The following is a 17695-nucleotide window of genomic DNA, read 5'->3' on the forward strand; positions in this document are numbered from 1 at the left end:
ATGAACTACTCCTGTTATTCCGCACCGCCAACGAAGTCAAGATCCTGACCTTCTTTCAAAGTAACGTAGGCTTTTTTCACGTCTGAACGACGGCCTTCACGTTGACCTTGACGTTTGGTCTTACCCTTAAGAACAAGAGTATTTACAGACTTAACTTCAACTTCAAATAGCTTTTCTACAGCTGCTTTGATCTCTTTTTTAGTTGCATCTTTTGCTACTTTGAAAACGATAGTGTTCGCTTTCTCTGCAGCCATAGTTGCTTTTTCAGAGATATGTGGAGCACGTAGAACTTTTAGTAGACGCTCTTCAGTGATCATGCCAGCATCTCCTCAACTTGCTTAACTGCATCAGCAGTTATTAGAACCTTGTCAAATGCAATCAGACTTACTGGATCAATCGCAGCAACGTCACGAGCATCAACTTTATAAAGGTTACGAGCAGCTAAGAATAGATTTTCATCTACTTCGCCAGTTACGATTAGAACATCATTAAGCTCAAGTTCTTTAAGCTTAGCTACTAGCTCTTTAGTTTTTGGTGCTTCTACAGAGAAGTTATCAACAACGATTAAACGCTCTTGACGAACTAGCTCAGAAAGAATGCTTTTCATAGCACCGCGATACATTTTTTTGTTAACTTTTTGGCTGTGATCCTGTGGTTTCGCAGCAAAAGTAACACCACCTGTACGCCAGATTGGGCTACGAATTGTACCAGCACGCGCACGGCCAGTACCTTTTTGACGCCAAGGCTTAGCACCGCCGCCAGATACTTCAGAACGAGTTTTTTGAGCACGAGTACCTTGACGAGCACCTGCTGCAAAAGCAACAACTACTTGATGTACAAGAGCTTCGTTAAACTCACGTCCGAAGGTAGTTTCGGAAACAGTTAGCGCATCAGCACCTTTAACTATCAATTCCATTACTTACTCCTAGACGTTATGCTTTAACAGCTGGTTTTACGATCACGTTGCCACCTGTTGAGCCTGGTACTGCACCTTTAATAAGAAGCAGATTGCGCTCAGCGTCAACACGTACGATCTCAAGGTTTTGAGTCGTAACACGCTCAGCACCCATGTGACCTGCCATTTTCTTGCCTTTAAACACGCGACCTGGAGTTTGACATTGGCCAATTGAACCCGGTGCACGGTGAGACAAAGAGTTACCGTGAGTCATATCTTGAGTAGAGAAATTCCAACGCTTAATTGCGCCTTGGAAGCCTTTACCTTTAGATGTACCAGTAACGTCTACTTTTTTAATTTCATTGAAAAGTTCTACATTTAGCTCAGCGCCAATTTCAAACTCTTCTCCGTTTTCCAAACGGAATTCCCAAAGACCGCGGCCAGCTTCAACACCTGCTTTCGCAAAGTGACCTGCTTCTGACTTAGTTACACGGTTAGCTTTCTTAGCACCAGAAGTTACCTGAATTGCTGCATAGCCGTCGTTTTCAAGAGTTTTAACTTGAGCAACGCGGTTAGCTTCTACTTCAACAACTGTAACTGGGATAGAAACGCCTTCTTCGGTAAATACGCGGGTCATACCCACTTTACGTCCGACTAGACCAATCATTCTTCTAATCTCCCTTAACCTAAGCTGATTTGAACATCAACACCAGCAGCAAGGTCTAGACGCATTAGAGCATCTACAGTCTTGTCAGTTGGTTCTACGATGTCGATCAAACGCTTGTGAGTACGAATTTCGTACTGATCACGTGCGTCTTTGTTTACGTGAGGAGAGATAAGAACAGTGAAACGTTCTTTACGCGTTGGTAGTGGAATAGGACCACGAACCTGTGCACCGGTACGTTTTGCTGTTTCTACGATTTCCGCTGTTGACTGATCGATTAGTTTATAATCGAATGCTTTAAGACGGATACGAATACGTTGGTTCTGCATGAGACAGAGCTCCAATAATAAATAAATTACACAAACAATATCGCCACTCACTCCTAATAACATAGGGGAATGCCGATTGATTCATGTGAAACCGTAGCCTCCAAAATTAGGAAGCGTTGTCAGCTAAATTTGAATTAACTCTAAGGTCAATATTTTATTAACTGCGAACATAAGCTGAGTATACGTTACTAGACGCTTTCTATTTAAAGAAAGTGCTACTCCTCAGTGCTCATTGGTTCACAACTGACTTAAGCCAGTGCGCGGTATTATACAGATCACAAAACCGGATGCAAGGGATGGAGGTAAAATAATCAAAAAGGAGGGTATTTAAAGGTTTTCAGAAAAAATGGAGAGTTTGGAATCGTGAGATTGTGTAGTACTAGCAATAAAAAAGGAAGCCGAAGCTTCCTTTTTTATCAATGCGATTTATCGCAAAATCTTTAGCAATTAAGCGAAGATTTTAGCAACAACACCAGCACCAACTGTACGGCCACCTTCACGGATTGCGAAGCGTAGACCTTCATCCATCGCGATTGGAGCGATTAGTTCAACAGTCATTTGGATGTTGTCACCTGGCATTACCATTTCTACGCCTTCAGGTAGAGTGATGTCGCCTGTTACGTCAGTTGTACGGAAGTAGAACTGTGGACGGTAACCTTTGAAGAATGGAGTGTGACGTCCACCTTCGTCTTTAGACAGAACATAAACTTCTGACTCAAACTTAGTGTGCGGAGTGATTGAACCAGGAGCTGCCAATACTTGACCACGCTCAACGTCTTCACGCTTAGTACCACGTAGTAGTGCACCAACGTTCTCACCAGCACGACCTTCGTCAAGAAGCTTACGGAACATTTCAACACCAGTACAAGTAGTAGTGGTAGTTTCTTTGATACCTACGATAGCAACTTCGTCACCTACGTTTAGGATACCGCGCTCGATACGACCAGTTACAACAGTACCACGACCTTGAATTGAGAATACATCTTCAATTGGTAGTAGGAACGGTTGGTCTACTGCACGCTCTGGCTCTGGGATGTATGAATCTAGCGCTTCTGCTAGTTCAACAATCTTGTCTTCCCACTCTTTTTCGCCGTTTAGTGCGCCAAGAGCTGAACCTTGGATTACTGGTAGGTCATCACCTGGGAATTCATATTCAGAAAGAAGTTCACGAACTTCCATTTCTACTAGTTCTAGTAGTTCTTCATCATCAACCATGTCACATTTGTTCATGAATACGATGATGTAAGGGATACCAACCTGACGGCCAAGTAGGATGTGCTCACGAGTTTGAGGCATTGGGCCATCAGTCGCAGCTACTACTAGGATACCACCGTCCATTTGCGCAGCACCTGTGATCATGTTTTTAACATAATCGGCGTGTCCTGGGCAGTCTACGTGTGCGTAGTGACGTGATGGAGTATCGTACTCAACGTGTGAAGTTGCGATTGTGATACCGCGCTCACGCTCTTCTGGAGCGTTATCGATTGATGCGAAGTCTTTCGCTTCACCGCCGTACACTTTTGAAAGAGTAGTACAGATAGCAGCAGTTAGAGTTGTTTTACCGTGGTCAACGTGGCCGATAGTACCAACGTTTACGTGCGGTTTCGTACGTTCAAATTTTTCTTTAGACACGATCGTGTTCCTTTCTAGTTATGATTCGCATCGGAATAAGCTCCGAAGCGCGCCAGAATTTGCTATTTTATGCGCCAACACGCGTTAGCGCAATATTTGAACTCATTGTTCTTCCAAAAAAGAAGAAAAATGTGCCCCGTTTTTTAACCACGCTCTGCAATGATGGCATTTGCTACATTTTTCGGCACTTCAGCGTACTCACTAAACTCCATTGAGTAAGAAGCACGACCTTGTGTCGCAGAACGTAAATCAGTTGCGTAACCGAACATGACAGACAACGGAACTTGTGCACGAATTATCTTCAGGCCAGCTGTCCCCTCGTCCATACCTTCGATGATGCCACGACGACGGTTAATATCACCGACAACATCACCCATCCAGTCTTCTGGAGTAGTTACTTCAACTTTCATCATAGGCTCAAGCAAAACAGGTTGCGCTTCTAGTGCACCTGTTCTGAAAGCCATAGAGGCAGCGATTACAAACGCCATCTCACTTGAATCTACTTCATGGTATGAACCATCATATAATGTCGCTTTGATATCCAGAACCGGATAACCAGCAAGCACACCATTGTTCATCTGCTCTTCAACGCCTTTCGCGACAGAACCGATGAACTCTTTTGGTACCACACCATCTGCAATTTCATTAACGAAGACAAAACCTTCGCCAACTTCTGATGGTTCAAGTTTCAGCCATACATGACCGTATTGACCTTTACCACCATGCTCGCGGATAAATTTACCTTCCGCTTTAGCGGTTCCACGAATCGTTTCACGGTAAGCCACTTGCGGGTTACCGACGTTGCAGTTAACGCTAAACTCGCGTTTCATACGATCGACAATAATATCTAAGTGCAGTTCACCCATACCAGAAATCAGGGTTTGGCCTGTTTCTTCGTCCATATCGACACGGAACGATGGGTCTTCTGCTGCTAGTTTACCTAGTGCAATCGTCATTTTATCTTGATCAGCTTGAGAGCTAGGCTCTACAACGATCTGAATAACTGGGTCTGGGAACTCCATTCGTTCAAGAACAATTTTATGGTTCTGATCGCACAGTGTTTCACCGGTAGTGACCTCTTTTAAGCCGATAATAGCGGCGATGTCACCAGCCCGAACTTCTTTCACTTCTTCACGCTTATTCGAGTGCATTTGCACAATGCGCCCCAGACGTTCACGCTGCTTTTTAACAGAGTTATAAGCGGTTTTACCACTTTCAACAATGCCAGAATAAACTCGAATGAAAGTTAACGTACCCACAAATGGGTCGGTAGCAATTTTAAATGCTAACGCTGAAAACGGTTCTTTGTCATCGGCATGACGTTCGATTTCATTCTCATTCTCATCGATGCCTTTAATAGCAGGAACATCGACCGGAGAAGGAAGAAACTCAACCACAGCATCAAGAACGGCTTGTACACCTTTGTTTTTAAAAGCACTGCCACAAGTTGCCAGTACGATTTCGTTGTTAAGGGTACGAGTACGAAGACCTTGTTTGATTTCAGCTTCTGTTAGCTCACCTTCTTCAAGGTACTTATCCATCAACTCTTCACTTGCTTCCGCGGCAGCTTCAACAAGTTCAGTGCGGTACTCTTCCGCCATTTCTTGCATGTCAGCTGGAATGTCTTCATAAGTGAAGGTCATGCCTTGATCGGCTTCATTCCAGTTAATTGCTTTCATCTTGATAAGGTCAACAACACCTTTAAACTCATCTTCGGCACCAATGTTTAATTGGATTGGAACTGGGTTTGCACCAAGACGATCTTTAATCTGGTCTACAACACGTAGGAAGTCAGCGCCTGTACGGTCCATTTTATTAACGAAAACCATACGGGGAACACCATACTTATCAGCTTGACGCCAAACTGTTTCAGACTGAGGTTCAACACCTGAAGCACCACAGAACACAACAACAGCACCATCAAGAACACGGAGAGAACGTTCCACTTCGATAGTGAAATCTACGTGTCCAGGAGTATCGATAATATTGATGCGGTGGTCAGAGTACTGCGCTTCCATACCACGCCAAAAAGTCGTAGTTGCAGCCGATGTAATCGTGATACCACGTTCTTGTTCTTGCTCCATCCAGTCCATGGTAGCGGCACCATCGTGAACTTCGCCAATTTTGTGAGAAAGGCCAGTGTAGAACAGAATACGTTCACTTGTGGTAGTTTTGCCGGCATCTACGTGAGCAACGATACCGATATTACGGTAGCGCTCAATAGGAGTTTTACGAGCCACGATTGAATCCTCTTTACTTAGAGACTTAGGGACTATTGCTATGTCTAAATGATGACTAAAAAATCAAACCCCTAGATATAGCAATAGTTCCTAGCATATGCATAGGAACTAAAGAAGTGCTGCAGGGATCCCCGCAGCACTATAAAGGTATTACCAACGGTAATGTGCGAACGCTTTGTTAGCGTCAGCCATGCGGTGAACGTCTTCACGTTTCTTAACCGCAGTACCTTTGTTCTCAGACGCGTCTAGCATTTCAGCAGCTAGGCGTTGAGCCATAGATTTTTCACCACGCTTACGCGCAGCTTCAACCAACCAACGCATAGCAAGAGCGTTACGGCGAACCGGACGAACTTCTACAGGTACTTGGTAAGTTGAACCACCCACACGGCGAGATTTAACTTCTACCGCTGGACGAACATTTTCAAGAGCTTCTTCAAATACAGCTAAGTGATCTTTACCAGATTTCTCAGCCATAGTGTCTAGTGCAGTGTAAACAATTTTTTCTGCAGTAGATTTCTTTCCGTCAACCATAAGGATGTTGACGAATTTTGCCAGCAATTCAGATTTGAATTTAGGATCTGGTAGGATCTTACGCTGACCAATTACGCGACGACGTGGCATAGGAATTTCTCCGTTGTCTTCTTCAGGTTATCCAAAACTTTTCAGTTTTTTCAAAAATATAAATAATTAATGTTTGGCCTTACTTAACGCTTTGCTTTAAAACAGAGAAACATTAAGACTTAGGTCGTTTAACACCGTACTTAGAACGACCTTGCTTACGGTCATTTACGCCTGCACAGTCAAGTGCACCACGTACTGTGTGGTAACGCACACCTGGAAGGTCTTTAACACGACCACCACGGATTAGAACAACTGAGTGCTCTTGAAGGTTGTGACCTTCACCGCCGATGTACGAAGTCACTTCAAAACCGTTTGTCAAACGTACACGACAAACTTTACGAAGTGCTGAGTTAGGTTTTTTAGGTGTAGTTGTGTAAACACGAGTACATACACCACGTTTTTGTGGGCACGCTTCTAGTGCTGGCACGTTGCTTTTAACAACTTGCTTTGCACGAGGCTTACGTACCAACTGGTTAATAGTTGCCATTAACTAGCTCCTGATTGCTGAAAATTTGCTTTGTGAAAAATCTATCCCGAATGTACATAGTACAATTAGGGACGCAAAATTCTATTCATGGATGAGAGGTGTGTCAAGGTATTTCGGATCAAAAACGTACACTAGGATCAGAGTGTGTCGTCTATTTCTTATTCAGGCTAGGGAAGCGGATAACGATAATGTCACCGTAGCGGTTAATCCCAGGTGAGAGATTGGCTGTGTTCTACTGTTAATTCAACAAAACCAGCAAAATCAATCACCATGATTTTACTGTCATTGCTCAACATTAAACCACGGGCATTTGCGTCTTCTGCTAACACGAACTGCTTACACTTTGCCTTTGCCATTAATGAATGTGCTTTATGTGTTGGTAATGCGGCATATACTGCATCTTCCAGCAACAAAATGGCATCACCTTGGTATAAATACATGAGTACATCAGAGAGGTGTCGGTGCTGTTTAACAATATGTAACATAGTGACGCTCGTATTAGAAAGAGAGAAGTTTAGCGCAGTGATGCAGTTTATCGGCTATCTCTGCTTTGGATAATCGTTCAACAGGAAGCAACAATGGCAGATCGTTGATACCTTGTTCTAACAGAGAATCGCGACAAACAAACACATTTTCAATGTCGTACAGTTCCATCAGCTTAAATGCTGCGGCATAGTCTCTCGAGAGAATACCGTCGGTTTGCTGATTCGCCACTAACTGAGTAACCCCTTCTGCAATAAAAAATACAGAGATATCTTCACTAAAAGCCGACGTTGCCAAAAGGGCATCTAATCCTTCACGTCCTTGACTAGAGCTATGAGGATGGGTTCGAAATACAAAGGCTATATTATTCAAAACTGCACCACTCTGTCTTGAGAGATAAGCGCTTCAGCAAGGCTACCTAACCCAGCTTGAGCAAAGCCGTCGGCAAGGTTGTAATGGTCTCGATGATGTAAACTCGATTCTTCAGAACTTATTACACCACGGCGCAATGCAGCTGCAACACAGGTTTCTAAGCGAATATTGTGTTGAGAAGCTAATGCTTGCCATGCCGCAGTAAGATCAAATTCATCATTAGCAGGAACAACAAGGCTGGAGCCATTATTGACTCCTTCTTGATAAAAAAACACCAAATCGAGTTGATGTCCTTTTTCTATTAGCGCACAGGCGAATTGATAGGCATTCCTTGCTGATTGCGAACCATAAACAGCGCCATTAACCAGCAAGGTGTAGCTTAAACTCACTTTTCGCCATCCTCTGTTTTACGCTGACGAATATAGAGGTAAACGGTGTGCTTCGAAATATTAAGACGATCAGCAACACGGTTAATGGCATCTTTGATATCAAAAATACCCTTGTCGTAAAGCTCCATCACTATTTGGCGATTTTTAGTATTGTTTGAAACCGACTTATTGGCATTGATATCTTCAATAGTATGTTCAACGGTTTGATCAACCAGTTCTACTACATCGCTAGCGAAGTTAACTGAAGAAGCGGCTTCTTTTGCTTCTTCTGTCGGCATAAATGATTGTAATACTTGTGAGAAAGGCGCATCTAAATTGATGTTGATACATAGCAGACCAATAACTCGCTGATTACCATTACGGATAGCAATAGTAATAGACTTCATTAGCACACCACCTTTCGCTCGCGTGAAATAAGCGCGTGAAAAGTTACGCTCCGAGCCTTCAATATCTCTCAGCATTTTTAGTGCTAAGTCTGTAATAGGAGAACCCACTTTACGTCCAGTATTCTCACCATTGGCAATTTTTATTGCGGATGTATCCAGGCTTTCTAATGAATGGAGGACAATTTCACAAAATGGGCCAATTAATCCGGCCAAACCATCAACAACAGCCTCATAGGATTGCAAGATGATAAGATCGTGCTCACTAAAGGGCTCTACTACAATGGATTCTATCTCCATTAATGCATCTGCATGCATCACTTCTGATGTTGTCACAACTAACAGCCTCTGACTATAAATCAATAATTTGTTACAAGTTTATCAGAAAATTTGAGCATCGCATCGTTAAAGATCAACTCTGCTGTTTTTGCCTATAAAAAAAGCTCGGAAAAACCGAGCTTTTTATCCACGAGATTAATCGTTAATTCATTATTGTGTAACGGCTTCAGCCACTTCACCATTGTCGATGCCGATCAACTCAACTTCGAATACCAAGGTAGAATTGCCCGGGATAGTTGGCGTGTCTTGAGGACCGTAAGCCAACTCTGGTGGAATAACAAACTTAAACTTAGAACCTACAGGCATAAGTTGAACACCTTCCGTCCAACCAGGAATAACGCGGTTTAGAGGGAAAGTAGCCGTCTGTTCTCTATCGTACGAACTATCAAACTTAGTCCCATCGGTAAGTGTACCGACATAGTGCACTTCAACTGTGTCTGTTTCAGCGGGTTTATCGCCTTCAGCAGGTGTTAATACTTGATACAACAAACCAGAGTCTGTCTTAACCACACCTTCTTGCTTTTCAAATTCAGCACGGAAGTCTTCACCAGCTTTAATTGTAAGCGCTTGTTTCTCTTTTGCTTGTTCTTCTATTTTTGCTGCTACTCGTTCATCCAAAGAGGCCAACGTTGCTTTGATTTCTTCTTCAGTTAGCGCCGCTTTTTCAGAAAATGCGTCTTCGATACCTTTCAGTACCATTTCTTTTTCTAGTACAACGCCAATTTCAGCTGGCTGCACTAAACTGCTCTCTAAATAGTTCGCAAATGAAATACCGATAGCGTAAGCCGCTTTATCATCATCGGTTTTGAACACCATTGCACTTTCTGCTTGTTCTACTTTTGCTGCTTCTTCTACTTTTGGGGCTTCTTCTTTCTGACAACCTACTGCAAGCATAACGGTTGCTGCTAGTAGAGACACTTTAAAAAAAGGTTTCATTTACTTCTCCAATATAATGGCGCTGCCATTTTTTGTTTTACACCACTTAAATTAACACTATGTGTGCAAATAGTCTGTTGTATCAATATACTAGGAATATACCCTAAGACACAAACCGGAATCGTTAATTGAGATGCGTATATTCTCTCACATTATAATTACTAGCTTTGTCATCACTTTGTTAACTGGTTGTCTTTATTCCAACAATGATGATCAACGCTGGGAAATTGAGCCAAAAGGAACCACAAGCTTTGCGTTAAGCCGCGATGCCCGGTTTGCTTTGCTTTATTCTAAAGAGCACCAATTAGTTCTCTGGGACCTACTACAAAACGAAGAGCTGGCTGCATTAGGAAAACAAGATCCTGAAGGAAATACCGTTTCACATATTCGTATTTCTGACAATAAACAGTTTGCGGTTACAGCAACTCAATTAAATTTCGCAGTTTGGGACCTGTCATGGGCACAAGCCGAAGGACTTTGGTCAATTTCAGATGGCTTAATTCGCGATATAGATATTGCCAGTAATGGAGAGCAAGTATTACTCGGTTTATCTAATGGTAAAGCTATCTACGTGAACTTAGTCACCGGACGCCGCTTAGAGTTCCTTGCCCACAGAGAAAAAGTCAATACCGTGGCAATATCGTCTAATGGTCGGTTCGCGTTAACAGGAGGTAATGATTACAACGCCTACTTCTGGGATACAAAAACAGGCCAAGCCCGCTATATATTTAAGCACAATGCAAGGATAAATCGGGTGGCGCTGCATCGAGATGGCAAGTTTGCTTTTACCTCTGATGGCGCAAAAGACAGTTTTATTTGGGATCTAAAAACCGGAAAGAAGATCACTGAACTTAAATCGTTTTCACGTCAGTTAGTCTTCTCAACCGCTCGTTTTTCAACAGATGGCAACTATCTAGTCACTGGCTCGCCAGCAGGTAGGGTCATGCTTTGGGATACTAAAACCGGAGAAAGTCTCGATGGCTGGGAAGTTGAACCATTAAAAGATACTCGTCCTCCTCGCGCAGTCGTGTATGATGCCGCTTTTGATCATCAAAATAGAGTGATATCTGCAACATCAGCGGGTATTGCCCAAGCATGGAAAATAGAATAATGACCGAATTATCCAAATCACAACTCATGAGCCGAATGGACGATCTTGAATGCAAGCTTGCTTTTCAAGAGCAAGTGATCGATGAACTCAATGAAGCATTAAGCCAACAACAGTTGCTTATTTCCAAAATGCAGCAGCAGATGAAATATGTCGCTGGCAAGGTGAAAAATATGGACACATCCAACCTTGCAGACGCATCAGAAGAGACGCCTCCTCCTCACTATTAATCAGCCTAACAAGAGTTAGGCTCGTAAGCTTAACGTTTTGCCATCAATTGAACATGGGGTTTTATGCTTCAAAAGCTAGCATGCGTTGTTCTACTCATCGACAAATATCTTCACGTCCAGTTGACCACTCACATCCACACTTGCTCGGTACATACCTAAACTGTTCATGGCATTATGTATATTACCTTGTGCATCAAGGGCAATTAATCCACCTTCCCCTCCCATCAACTTAAGATCCCCTTGGATCACCACTTCACTGGCGGTGTATACATCTTCGCCCAAATAACGCATTCGTGCTGCGACATCACTAGCGACGGTTTTTCTAATAAAATACTCACCCATACCCGTTGTTGAAATCGCGACATTATTATTTTCCGCAAACGTGCCACAACCAATAATTGCAGAGTCACCAACTCGGCCATATTTCTTATTGGTGATGCCACCAGTACTTGTGGCAGCAGCTAAGTTACCTTGTTTATCTAATGCTACAGCGCCAACGGTACCGTACTTATTATCATCAGGATAACGAGATTCAGAAAGGGCAAACATCCCTTTCTTCTTCATTGATTGAAGTTGTTCATAACGTCGCTCGGTAAAAAAGTAATCTTGTTCGACATAATCATGGCTATGCTCAAACGCAAATTGCTCCGCGCCCTCACCCGAAAGAAAAACATGCTCACTGTTATTCATAACATCTTTCGCAAGAACAATGGGGTTTTTAATATGACGAACAGCAGAGACCGCTCCTGCCATCATCTCTCTCCCATGCATGATCGACGCATCCATCTCGACCATTTCATTGTGTGTCAGTACCGACCCTTTGCCTGCATTAAACAGAGGACTGTCTTCTAACACTTTTACTGCGGCAACGACCGCATCAGCCGCGTCATGTCCCTGCTGCAATAATGTATGGCCTGCAAGTACCGAATTTTTAAGAACCTGACGCAGCTCTTCATCCAGTTCTTTCGTCAACTTTTCTTTTAATATGGTGCCAGCACCGCCATGAATAGCGATGGAGAATGGTGAATTAGACATGATTATTCAGGACTAAGCCTGTCTCCTTGATGAAGATTCTAAGTAAACAGAAAGAAAAAAGCCTTCCAACAGGAAGGCTCTTTTGGCAATTAATGTGAGCAGCCACAACCGCCGTTACCGCCGCCACCGCAGCAGCCGTCTTCTTTTCCTTTGCCTTCGCCATGGCCTTCACCACCACAGCAACCGCCTTCATGATCGTGACCATGACCGCCACAACCACCTTCTTTATGAATGTGACCATGCTCAATTTCTTCTTCTGTTGCAGCGCGTGTCGCAATAACTTCAACATCAAAAGTTAATGTTTGACCCGCTAGCATATGGTTACCATCAACCACCACTTCATCGCCATCGACTTCTGTCACTTCAACAGGAATTGGGCCTTGGTCTGTATCAGCTAGAAAACGCATACCCACTTCAATTTCATCAACGCCTTGGAATACATCTGCTGGAACACGTTGAATAAGCGCGTCATTATGTTCACCATAAGCATCATCAGGAGAGATAGTTGCTGAGAACTTATCGCCAGCCACTTTTCCTTCAAGTTGGTTTTCTAGACCTGTGATTAGGTTATTATAACCATGAAGATAATCTAGTGGAGCTTCATTAGTTGCTTGATCAACGACAACACCATCTTCAAGCTTTACTTGGTATGCAAGGCTTACTACTACATTCTTTTCAATATTCATTTTTGCTCCAAAAGAGATCTAAGCTTGGCTTGAGGTTCAGTAAACCAAGAAAACTATTTTATCTCGAAAACCGAGTTGACATTATTATGGGGATCATTTGCTGAAACTCAATTACTCTGGCTTAAAAATGCCAATTAAATCCTGCTCCGCATGTTCAGATTCTTGAACTGTGCTAGGTTTTCTCTTATCTGTATGACCACACTCTACACACTCAACTAACTCAATATTGTTCTCAACCCACCAGCGTAAGGTATCCTGAGCAGCACACTTAGGGCATGCCGCGCCCGCTATAAATCTTTTTTTTATGTTCACGCTATCTTTCCTTTAACCACATCTCTGTTTATTCAGACTCAATCACTTCCAATGATTATTGGACTGATTATCACTTTCCATATCCCGACCAAATACTTCTTCTAACTCTTTTCTTGTCTCTTTTGAACGCTGAGCAAGATTTTTTTCGTCCATATGCAGTGGTAACAACTCTTCTAACATAGTTGTATCGAGCTTATTAAAAAACGTTTCTGCTCTTTTTGCCTGATAGGGGTGCATGCCTAGCTCCACTAAAAGTTGCCTTCCTAGATCCAGAGCACTTAAAAAGGTCTCCCGTGAATAGTTGGGCACACCATTATTAAGCAGTTGGTATGCTTCTACTCGGCTTCTTGCTCGAGCAAGAATTTTTAAATGAGGGAAATGTTGATGGCATATATTGACTATTTCCAATATTTCATCGGGGTTATCTGTGCAAGCAACCAGTGCTTCTGCTTTCTCTGCACCTGCCGCCCTTAACAGATCAAGCTTACTGGCATCACCATAAAATACTTTATAGCCATATTTTCTTAATAGTTGAACTTGGCTAGGGTCACTTTCTAATACCGTAATACGAATTTTATTGGCATACATTAAACGGCCAATAACCTGACCGAAACGACCAAAACCGGCAATGATAACTCTAGGATTACGATTAATAACATCACTGCCACTCGCATCATTAGAACTGTTAATGGTGGCTGTAAACCATTTTTCCTGTGCTATCAGTAATAACGGGGTTGTGACCATGGATAGACTCACCACAACCAGCAGAAAAGCACTTAATTCTGCATCTAATATATTTTCCGCTTGTGCTGCCGTGAACAGTACAAAAGCAAACTCTCCCCCTTGGCTCAATATAGCGGCCATACGACTTCTCGCTTTTGCTCGAATCGAAAATAGGCGAGCCAGTACATACAAGACCATACTTTTAACCGCGACCAATGCAATGACGGCAGTAATCACTTCCAGAGGATGCAGAGCAAGAAGCCCTAAGTTAACTGCCATACCGACAGCAATAAAAAAGAGCCCTAGGAGCAAGCCTTTAAATGGCTCTATCGACACTTCTAACTCGTGTCGGTATTCACTTTCGGCAAGCAATACACCCGCCAAAAATGTGCCTAATGCCATAGATAACCCGAGTTTCTGCATAAAGACGGCGATACCAATAACCAGTAATAGAGCCGCAACAGTAAACAGCTCTCGAACGCCACTCATCACAACATAACGAAACAGAGGCCGAAGTAAAAAATGACCGCCAATCAGCAGCACAATTATAGAGACTATAGTGGTAATAGAATCGAACCAGTCACCTTCTCCACCAGCCCCTGCCAATAAAGGTAAGATCGCTAGCATAGGAATAACGGCGATATCTTGAAACAGCAATACAGCAAAACCTGACTGGCCAGTTTCACTGCCCGCTAACCCCTGCTCTTCTATTACTCTTAATGCTATGGCCGTAGAAGAGAGCGCTAGCCCCATACCCACTACCAAGCTACTTTGCCAGCTAACAGAGAAGAGCAAACATACACCACTAATGATGGCTGTGGTTATTAATACTTGTGCCCCACCCAGCCCTAATATGGGGTTACGCATCTGCCACAGTTTTTTAGGGTTTAACTCCAATCCAATTAAGAACAGCAACAACACCACACCAAACTCAGAAAAGTGCAGTATGGCATCCACATCATCAATTAAACCAAAGCCCCACGGGCCTATAGCCACACCTGCTAATAAATAGCCAAGTACAGAACCTAATCCCATTCTCTGCGCAAGAGGAACCGCAACCACCGCCGCGGAGAGAAAAACAACGCTACTGGTTAAAAAATCATTCGCTAGCGCCATTAATAACCTCTCCTTGCTGAGCATACGGGTTTTGTAACCATAAACGATAACTCTCTGCGTGCTGGTAGCGTTCAATATCAGAAATATTCCGTGCCCAATGCAGTACTAATGGTTCTATCCATGTCATCCGACACAAAGAGGCCGTCAATTCAAAAGGCTGTAAGATCTCTTCCATCGGATATTTGTTATAGCCAGATGCGGCAAACGCTTTTTCCGCCCCTCCGGTCGTGATAACCGAACGCCAATATTTGCCTTTTAATTGGCTACTATCACCAAAGGCAAAGCCTTTACCTAATACTCTATCTATCCACTCTTTTAATAGCGCGGGACAAGAATACATAAAGAGTGGATGTTGAAATACAATAATGTCATGGGAAAGAAGCAGTTGATGCTCTCGCTGAACATTAATAAAAAAGTCTGGATATTCAGCATATAAATCATGAACAGTGACGTGTTCGAGATCTTGTACCTTTTTCAGCATCACACTATTAGCTTTAGATGAATCGAGTTCAGGATGAACAAAAATCAGTAAAATGCGTGGTGGAGATGTAACCGGCTTATTCATTCTTTAACTTATCTCCCTGTATTGTTCTATCAATCAAGCGACTCATTGGGGCTAAACACGCTATTTTAATTCATTGTTGTTATGATTATGTAACACTCATCATATCTTATAAGCTTCACTAACCTCAAGGAGACTATACTGGCGGCTCTTTGTTGTACAAAATTCGTTAATAATCGACTTTTACTGTTATAACGCCTAATATTCCCGCGTTAAATTCAATTCTCTCAAAAAAGATTTCTATGATTACGTTCTCAGATATTCAGTTACTGCGTGGTGGAAAGCCACTACTAGACCAAACATCAGCCACCATTCACCCCGGTGATAAAGTGGGTTTAGTGGGAAAAAATGGCTGTGGAAAGTCTACCTTATTCGCATTAATGAAAAACGAACTATCCATTGATGCTGGTACGTTTAAACAGCCTTCACACTGGGAACTGGCTTGGGTTGCACAAGAAACCCCAGCACTTGAAAGAGAAGCGTTAGATTATGTTGTCGATGGTGACAGAGAGTACCGCCGGTTAGAAGCAGAACTTGAACAAGCAGAAATTGCCGACAACGGCACTTTAGTCGCCGAGATTCACGGAAAAATTGAAACCATTGGCGGCTATAGCATTCAAGCTAGAGCTGCGGAGCTACTTAATGGTTTAGGTTTTAGTCAGCAGCAGATGAACTGGAATTTAACCCAGTTCTCCGGTGGCTGGAGAATGCGACTAAACCTTGCACAAGCTCTACTATGCCGTTCTGATCTGCTGCTTCTCGATGAACCAACCAACCACTTAGATCTAGATGCCGTTATGTGGCTTGAGCGCTGGCTACAAAATTATCCGGGTACGCTTATCTTGATCTCTCACGACCGAGATTTTCTCGATCCTATTGTTTCTCGAATTGTTCATATAGAAAATCAAAAAATGAATGAGTACACAGGCAACTACTCATCCTTTGAAAACCAACGTGCGCAAAAGCTGATATTACAACAAGCCATGTATCAAAAGCAGCAAAAGCAGATGACGCACATGCAAAGCTATATTGATCGTTTCCGCTATAAGGCGTCTAAAGCGCGCCAAGCTCAAAGCCGTATTAAAGCGCTTGAGAAGATGGAAAAGGTATTGCCAGCTCAGTTTGATAACCCATTTAGCTTTGAATTTAGAGAGCCGTCCGCGTTACCTAATCCAATTTTAATGATGGACGAGGTTTATGCCGGCTATGGCGATAACCTGATATTAGAGAAGATTCGACTCAATCTCGTTCCCGGCAGCCGTATCGGCTTACTTGGTCGAAATGGTGCCGGTAAATCTACCTTAATAAAGTTACTGTCTGGCGAGTTAAACGCCAAAGGTGGTGAACTCACCTATTCTCAAGGGGTGAAAATTGGCTATTTTGCTCAGCACCAGTTAGAAACCTTGCATCCAGAAGAAACGCCTTTGCAGCATATGATGCAAATTGCCCCTCAAAAAACGGAGCAAGAGTTACGTAATTACCTTGGTAGCTTTGGTTTTGTTGGTGATAAAGCCTTGGATAAAGTCGCTCCTTTTTCCGGTGGCGAAAAAGCTCGCTTAGTATTGGCACTCATTGTGTGGCAGAAGCCCAACTTACTACTGCTTGATGAACCGACCAACCACTTAGATTTAGATATGCGTCAAGCGCTTACGATGGCACTGCAGACCTTTGAAGGCGCGATGGTTATCGTCAGTCACGACAGGTATTTATTAAGAGCGACTACGGATGATCTCTATCTTGTTCATGATCGTCAAGTTGCGCCATTTGATGGTGACTTACAGGATTACTATAAATGGCTAACAGATCAAAATAAGGCTGAGAAACGAGAAGCTCAGCCAAACGTCAGTACAAAAGAGAACAGCAACAGCGCCGCAGCAAAAAAAGAACAGAAGAGACGTGAAGCTGAGTTAAGAAAACAGACCGCACCATTACGCAAGAAACTGCAACAACTAGAAAAAAAGATGGATAAGCTCTCTGCAGCGTTATCCTCTTCTGAGCAAGAATTATCCGACCCGTCACTGTACCAAGATGAAAATAAAGCTAAACTTAATCAGGTACTGGCGCTTCAAGCTTCTTCAAAATCAGAACTTGAAGAAGTAGAAATGGAATGGATGGATGTTCAGGAAAGCCTAGAGCAGATGGAATAGGATATA

21 protein-coding genes are annotated in these 17695 nt (G+C 42.9%); 3 read left to right on the forward strand and 18 right to left on the reverse strand.

Features of this window, described 5'->3' with window-relative positions:
• Positions 1-14 precede the first annotated feature (14 nt).
• The 13 genes from rplW to fkpA all read right to left on the reverse strand — a co-directional run bounded on the left by rplW (position 15) and on the right by fkpA (position 9770).
• Positions 15-317 (reverse strand): 50S ribosomal protein L23, encoded by a 303-nt coding sequence (rplW, locus tag CHJ_RS13500; RefSeq protein ID WP_171754169.1) that lies wholly within the window; start codon positions 315-317, stop codon positions 15-17.
• Positions 314-916, reverse strand: coding sequence for a 50S ribosomal protein L4 (rplD, locus tag CHJ_RS13505; protein WP_171754168.1), 603 nt, complete (start codon positions 914-916; stop codon positions 314-316). The genes rplW and rplD overlap by 4 nt, the downstream gene beginning before the upstream one ends.
• A 16-nt stretch (positions 917-932) precedes the next feature.
• Complete coding sequence (gene rplC, locus CHJ_RS13510) at positions 933-1562, reverse strand: 50S ribosomal protein L3 (protein WP_171754167.1); 630 nt, start codon at positions 1560-1562, stop codon at positions 933-935.
• A 14-nt stretch (positions 1563-1576) separates the two neighbouring features.
• On the reverse strand, positions 1577-1888 hold the full coding sequence (gene rpsJ, locus CHJ_RS13515) for a 30S ribosomal protein S10 (protein WP_031495630.1): 312 nt from the start codon (positions 1886-1888) through the stop codon (positions 1577-1579).
• A gap of 447 nt (positions 1889-2335) precedes the next feature.
• On the reverse strand, positions 2336-3520 hold the full coding sequence (gene tuf, locus CHJ_RS13520; protein WP_317917914.1) for an elongation factor Tu: 1185 nt from the start codon (positions 3518-3520) through the stop codon (positions 2336-2338).
• Positions 3521-3663: 143 nt separating this feature from the next.
• On the reverse strand, positions 3664-5760 hold the full coding sequence (gene fusA, locus CHJ_RS13525) for an elongation factor G (protein ID WP_171752719.1): 2097 nt from the start codon (positions 5758-5760) through the stop codon (positions 3664-3666).
• 150 nt (positions 5761-5910) lie between these two features.
• Positions 5911-6381, reverse strand: a complete 471-nt coding sequence (gene rpsG / locus CHJ_RS13530) for a 30S ribosomal protein S7 (protein WP_045957025.1) — start codon at positions 6379-6381, stop codon at positions 5911-5913.
• A gap of 112 nt (positions 6382-6493) precedes the next feature.
• On the reverse strand, positions 6494-6868 hold the full coding sequence (rpsL, locus tag CHJ_RS13535) for a 30S ribosomal protein S12 (protein WP_004399892.1): 375 nt from the start codon (positions 6866-6868) through the stop codon (positions 6494-6496).
• Between the two features lie 203 nt (positions 6869-7071).
• A complete protein-coding gene (gene tusB, locus CHJ_RS13540) occupies positions 7072-7353 on the reverse strand; it encodes a sulfurtransferase complex subunit TusB (protein WP_317917915.1) in 282 nt (93 codons plus the stop codon).
• Positions 7354-7366: 13 nt separating this feature from the next.
• Positions 7367-7723 carry a sulfurtransferase complex subunit TusC gene (gene tusC / locus CHJ_RS13545; RefSeq protein ID WP_317917916.1) on the reverse strand — a complete coding sequence of 119 codons (357 nt, stop codon included), beginning with the start codon at positions 7721-7723 and terminating at the stop codon, positions 7367-7369.
• Positions 7720-8112: a sulfurtransferase complex subunit TusD gene (tusD, locus tag CHJ_RS13550; protein ID WP_317917917.1), complete on the reverse strand. Its 393-nt coding sequence runs from the start codon at positions 8110-8112 to the stop codon at positions 7720-7722. The genes tusC and tusD overlap by 4 nt, the downstream gene beginning before the upstream one ends.
• Positions 8109-8813: a transcriptional regulator gene (locus CHJ_RS13555; RefSeq protein ID WP_216613363.1), complete on the reverse strand. Its 705-nt coding sequence runs from the start codon at positions 8811-8813 to the stop codon at positions 8109-8111. The genes tusD and CHJ_RS13555 overlap by 4 nt, the downstream gene beginning before the upstream one ends.
• Before the next feature lie 171 nt (positions 8814-8984).
• A complete protein-coding gene (gene fkpA, locus CHJ_RS13560; protein WP_171752724.1) occupies positions 8985-9770 on the reverse strand; it encodes an FKBP-type peptidyl-prolyl cis-trans isomerase in 786 nt (261 codons plus the stop codon).
• Positions 9771-9903: 133 nt separating this feature from the next.
• Between fkpA and CHJ_RS13565 the strand changes: the two genes are divergently transcribed.
• Together CHJ_RS13565 and CHJ_RS13570 are read left to right on the forward strand one after the other, a co-directional pair.
• The gene (locus CHJ_RS13565; RefSeq protein ID WP_171752725.1) at positions 9904-10881 is read left to right on the forward strand and encodes a WD40 repeat domain-containing protein; all 978 of its coding nucleotides are present in this window, start codon (positions 9904-9906) and stop codon (positions 10879-10881) included.
• Entirely contained in the window at positions 10881-11108 is a 228-nt protein-coding gene (locus CHJ_RS13570) for a SlyX family protein (RefSeq protein ID WP_171752726.1), read from the forward strand. The genes CHJ_RS13565 and CHJ_RS13570 overlap by 1 nt, the downstream gene beginning before the upstream one ends.
• Before the next feature lie 90 nt (positions 11109-11198).
• On the opposite strand, the gene CHJ_RS13575 is transcribed toward CHJ_RS13570, so the two are convergent.
• The 5 genes from CHJ_RS13575 to kefG form a co-directional block, all read right to left on the reverse strand.
• Positions 11199-12143: an isoaspartyl peptidase/L-asparaginase family protein gene (locus tag CHJ_RS13575; protein ID WP_317917918.1), complete on the reverse strand. Its 945-nt coding sequence runs from the start codon at positions 12141-12143 to the stop codon at positions 11199-11201.
• An 89-nt stretch (positions 12144-12232) separates the two neighbouring features.
• Positions 12233-12829: a peptidylprolyl isomerase gene (slyD, locus tag CHJ_RS13580; RefSeq protein ID WP_317917919.1), complete on the reverse strand. Its 597-nt coding sequence runs from the start codon at positions 12827-12829 to the stop codon at positions 12233-12235.
• Positions 12830-12940: 111 nt separating this feature from the next.
• Positions 12941-13141 (reverse strand): YheV family putative zinc ribbon protein, encoded by a 201-nt coding sequence (locus tag CHJ_RS13585; protein ID WP_317917920.1) that lies wholly within the window; start codon positions 13139-13141, stop codon positions 12941-12943.
• Between the two features lie 42 nt (positions 13142-13183).
• Complete coding sequence (kefB, locus tag CHJ_RS13590) at positions 13184-14980, reverse strand: glutathione-regulated potassium-efflux system protein KefB (protein WP_171752730.1); 1797 nt, start codon at positions 14978-14980, stop codon at positions 13184-13186.
• Positions 14964-15545, reverse strand: a complete 582-nt coding sequence (gene kefG, locus CHJ_RS13595) for a glutathione-regulated potassium-efflux system ancillary protein KefG (RefSeq protein ID WP_171752731.1) — start codon at positions 15543-15545, stop codon at positions 14964-14966. The genes kefB and kefG overlap by 17 nt, the downstream gene beginning before the upstream one ends.
• A 239-nt stretch (positions 15546-15784) precedes the next feature.
• On the opposite strand from kefG, the gene CHJ_RS13600 reads away from it, so the two are divergent.
• The gene (locus tag CHJ_RS13600) at positions 15785-17689 is read left to right on the forward strand and encodes an ABC transporter ATP-binding protein (protein ID WP_317917921.1); all 1905 of its coding nucleotides are present in this window, start codon (positions 15785-15787) and stop codon (positions 17687-17689) included.
• The last annotated feature ends 6 nt before the right edge of the window (positions 17690-17695 follow it).

Origin of the sequence: Vibrio sp. MACH09 (assembly GCF_033238805.1) — a bacterium.
Lineage (GTDB): Bacteria > Pseudomonadota > Gammaproteobacteria > Enterobacterales > Vibrionaceae > Vibrio.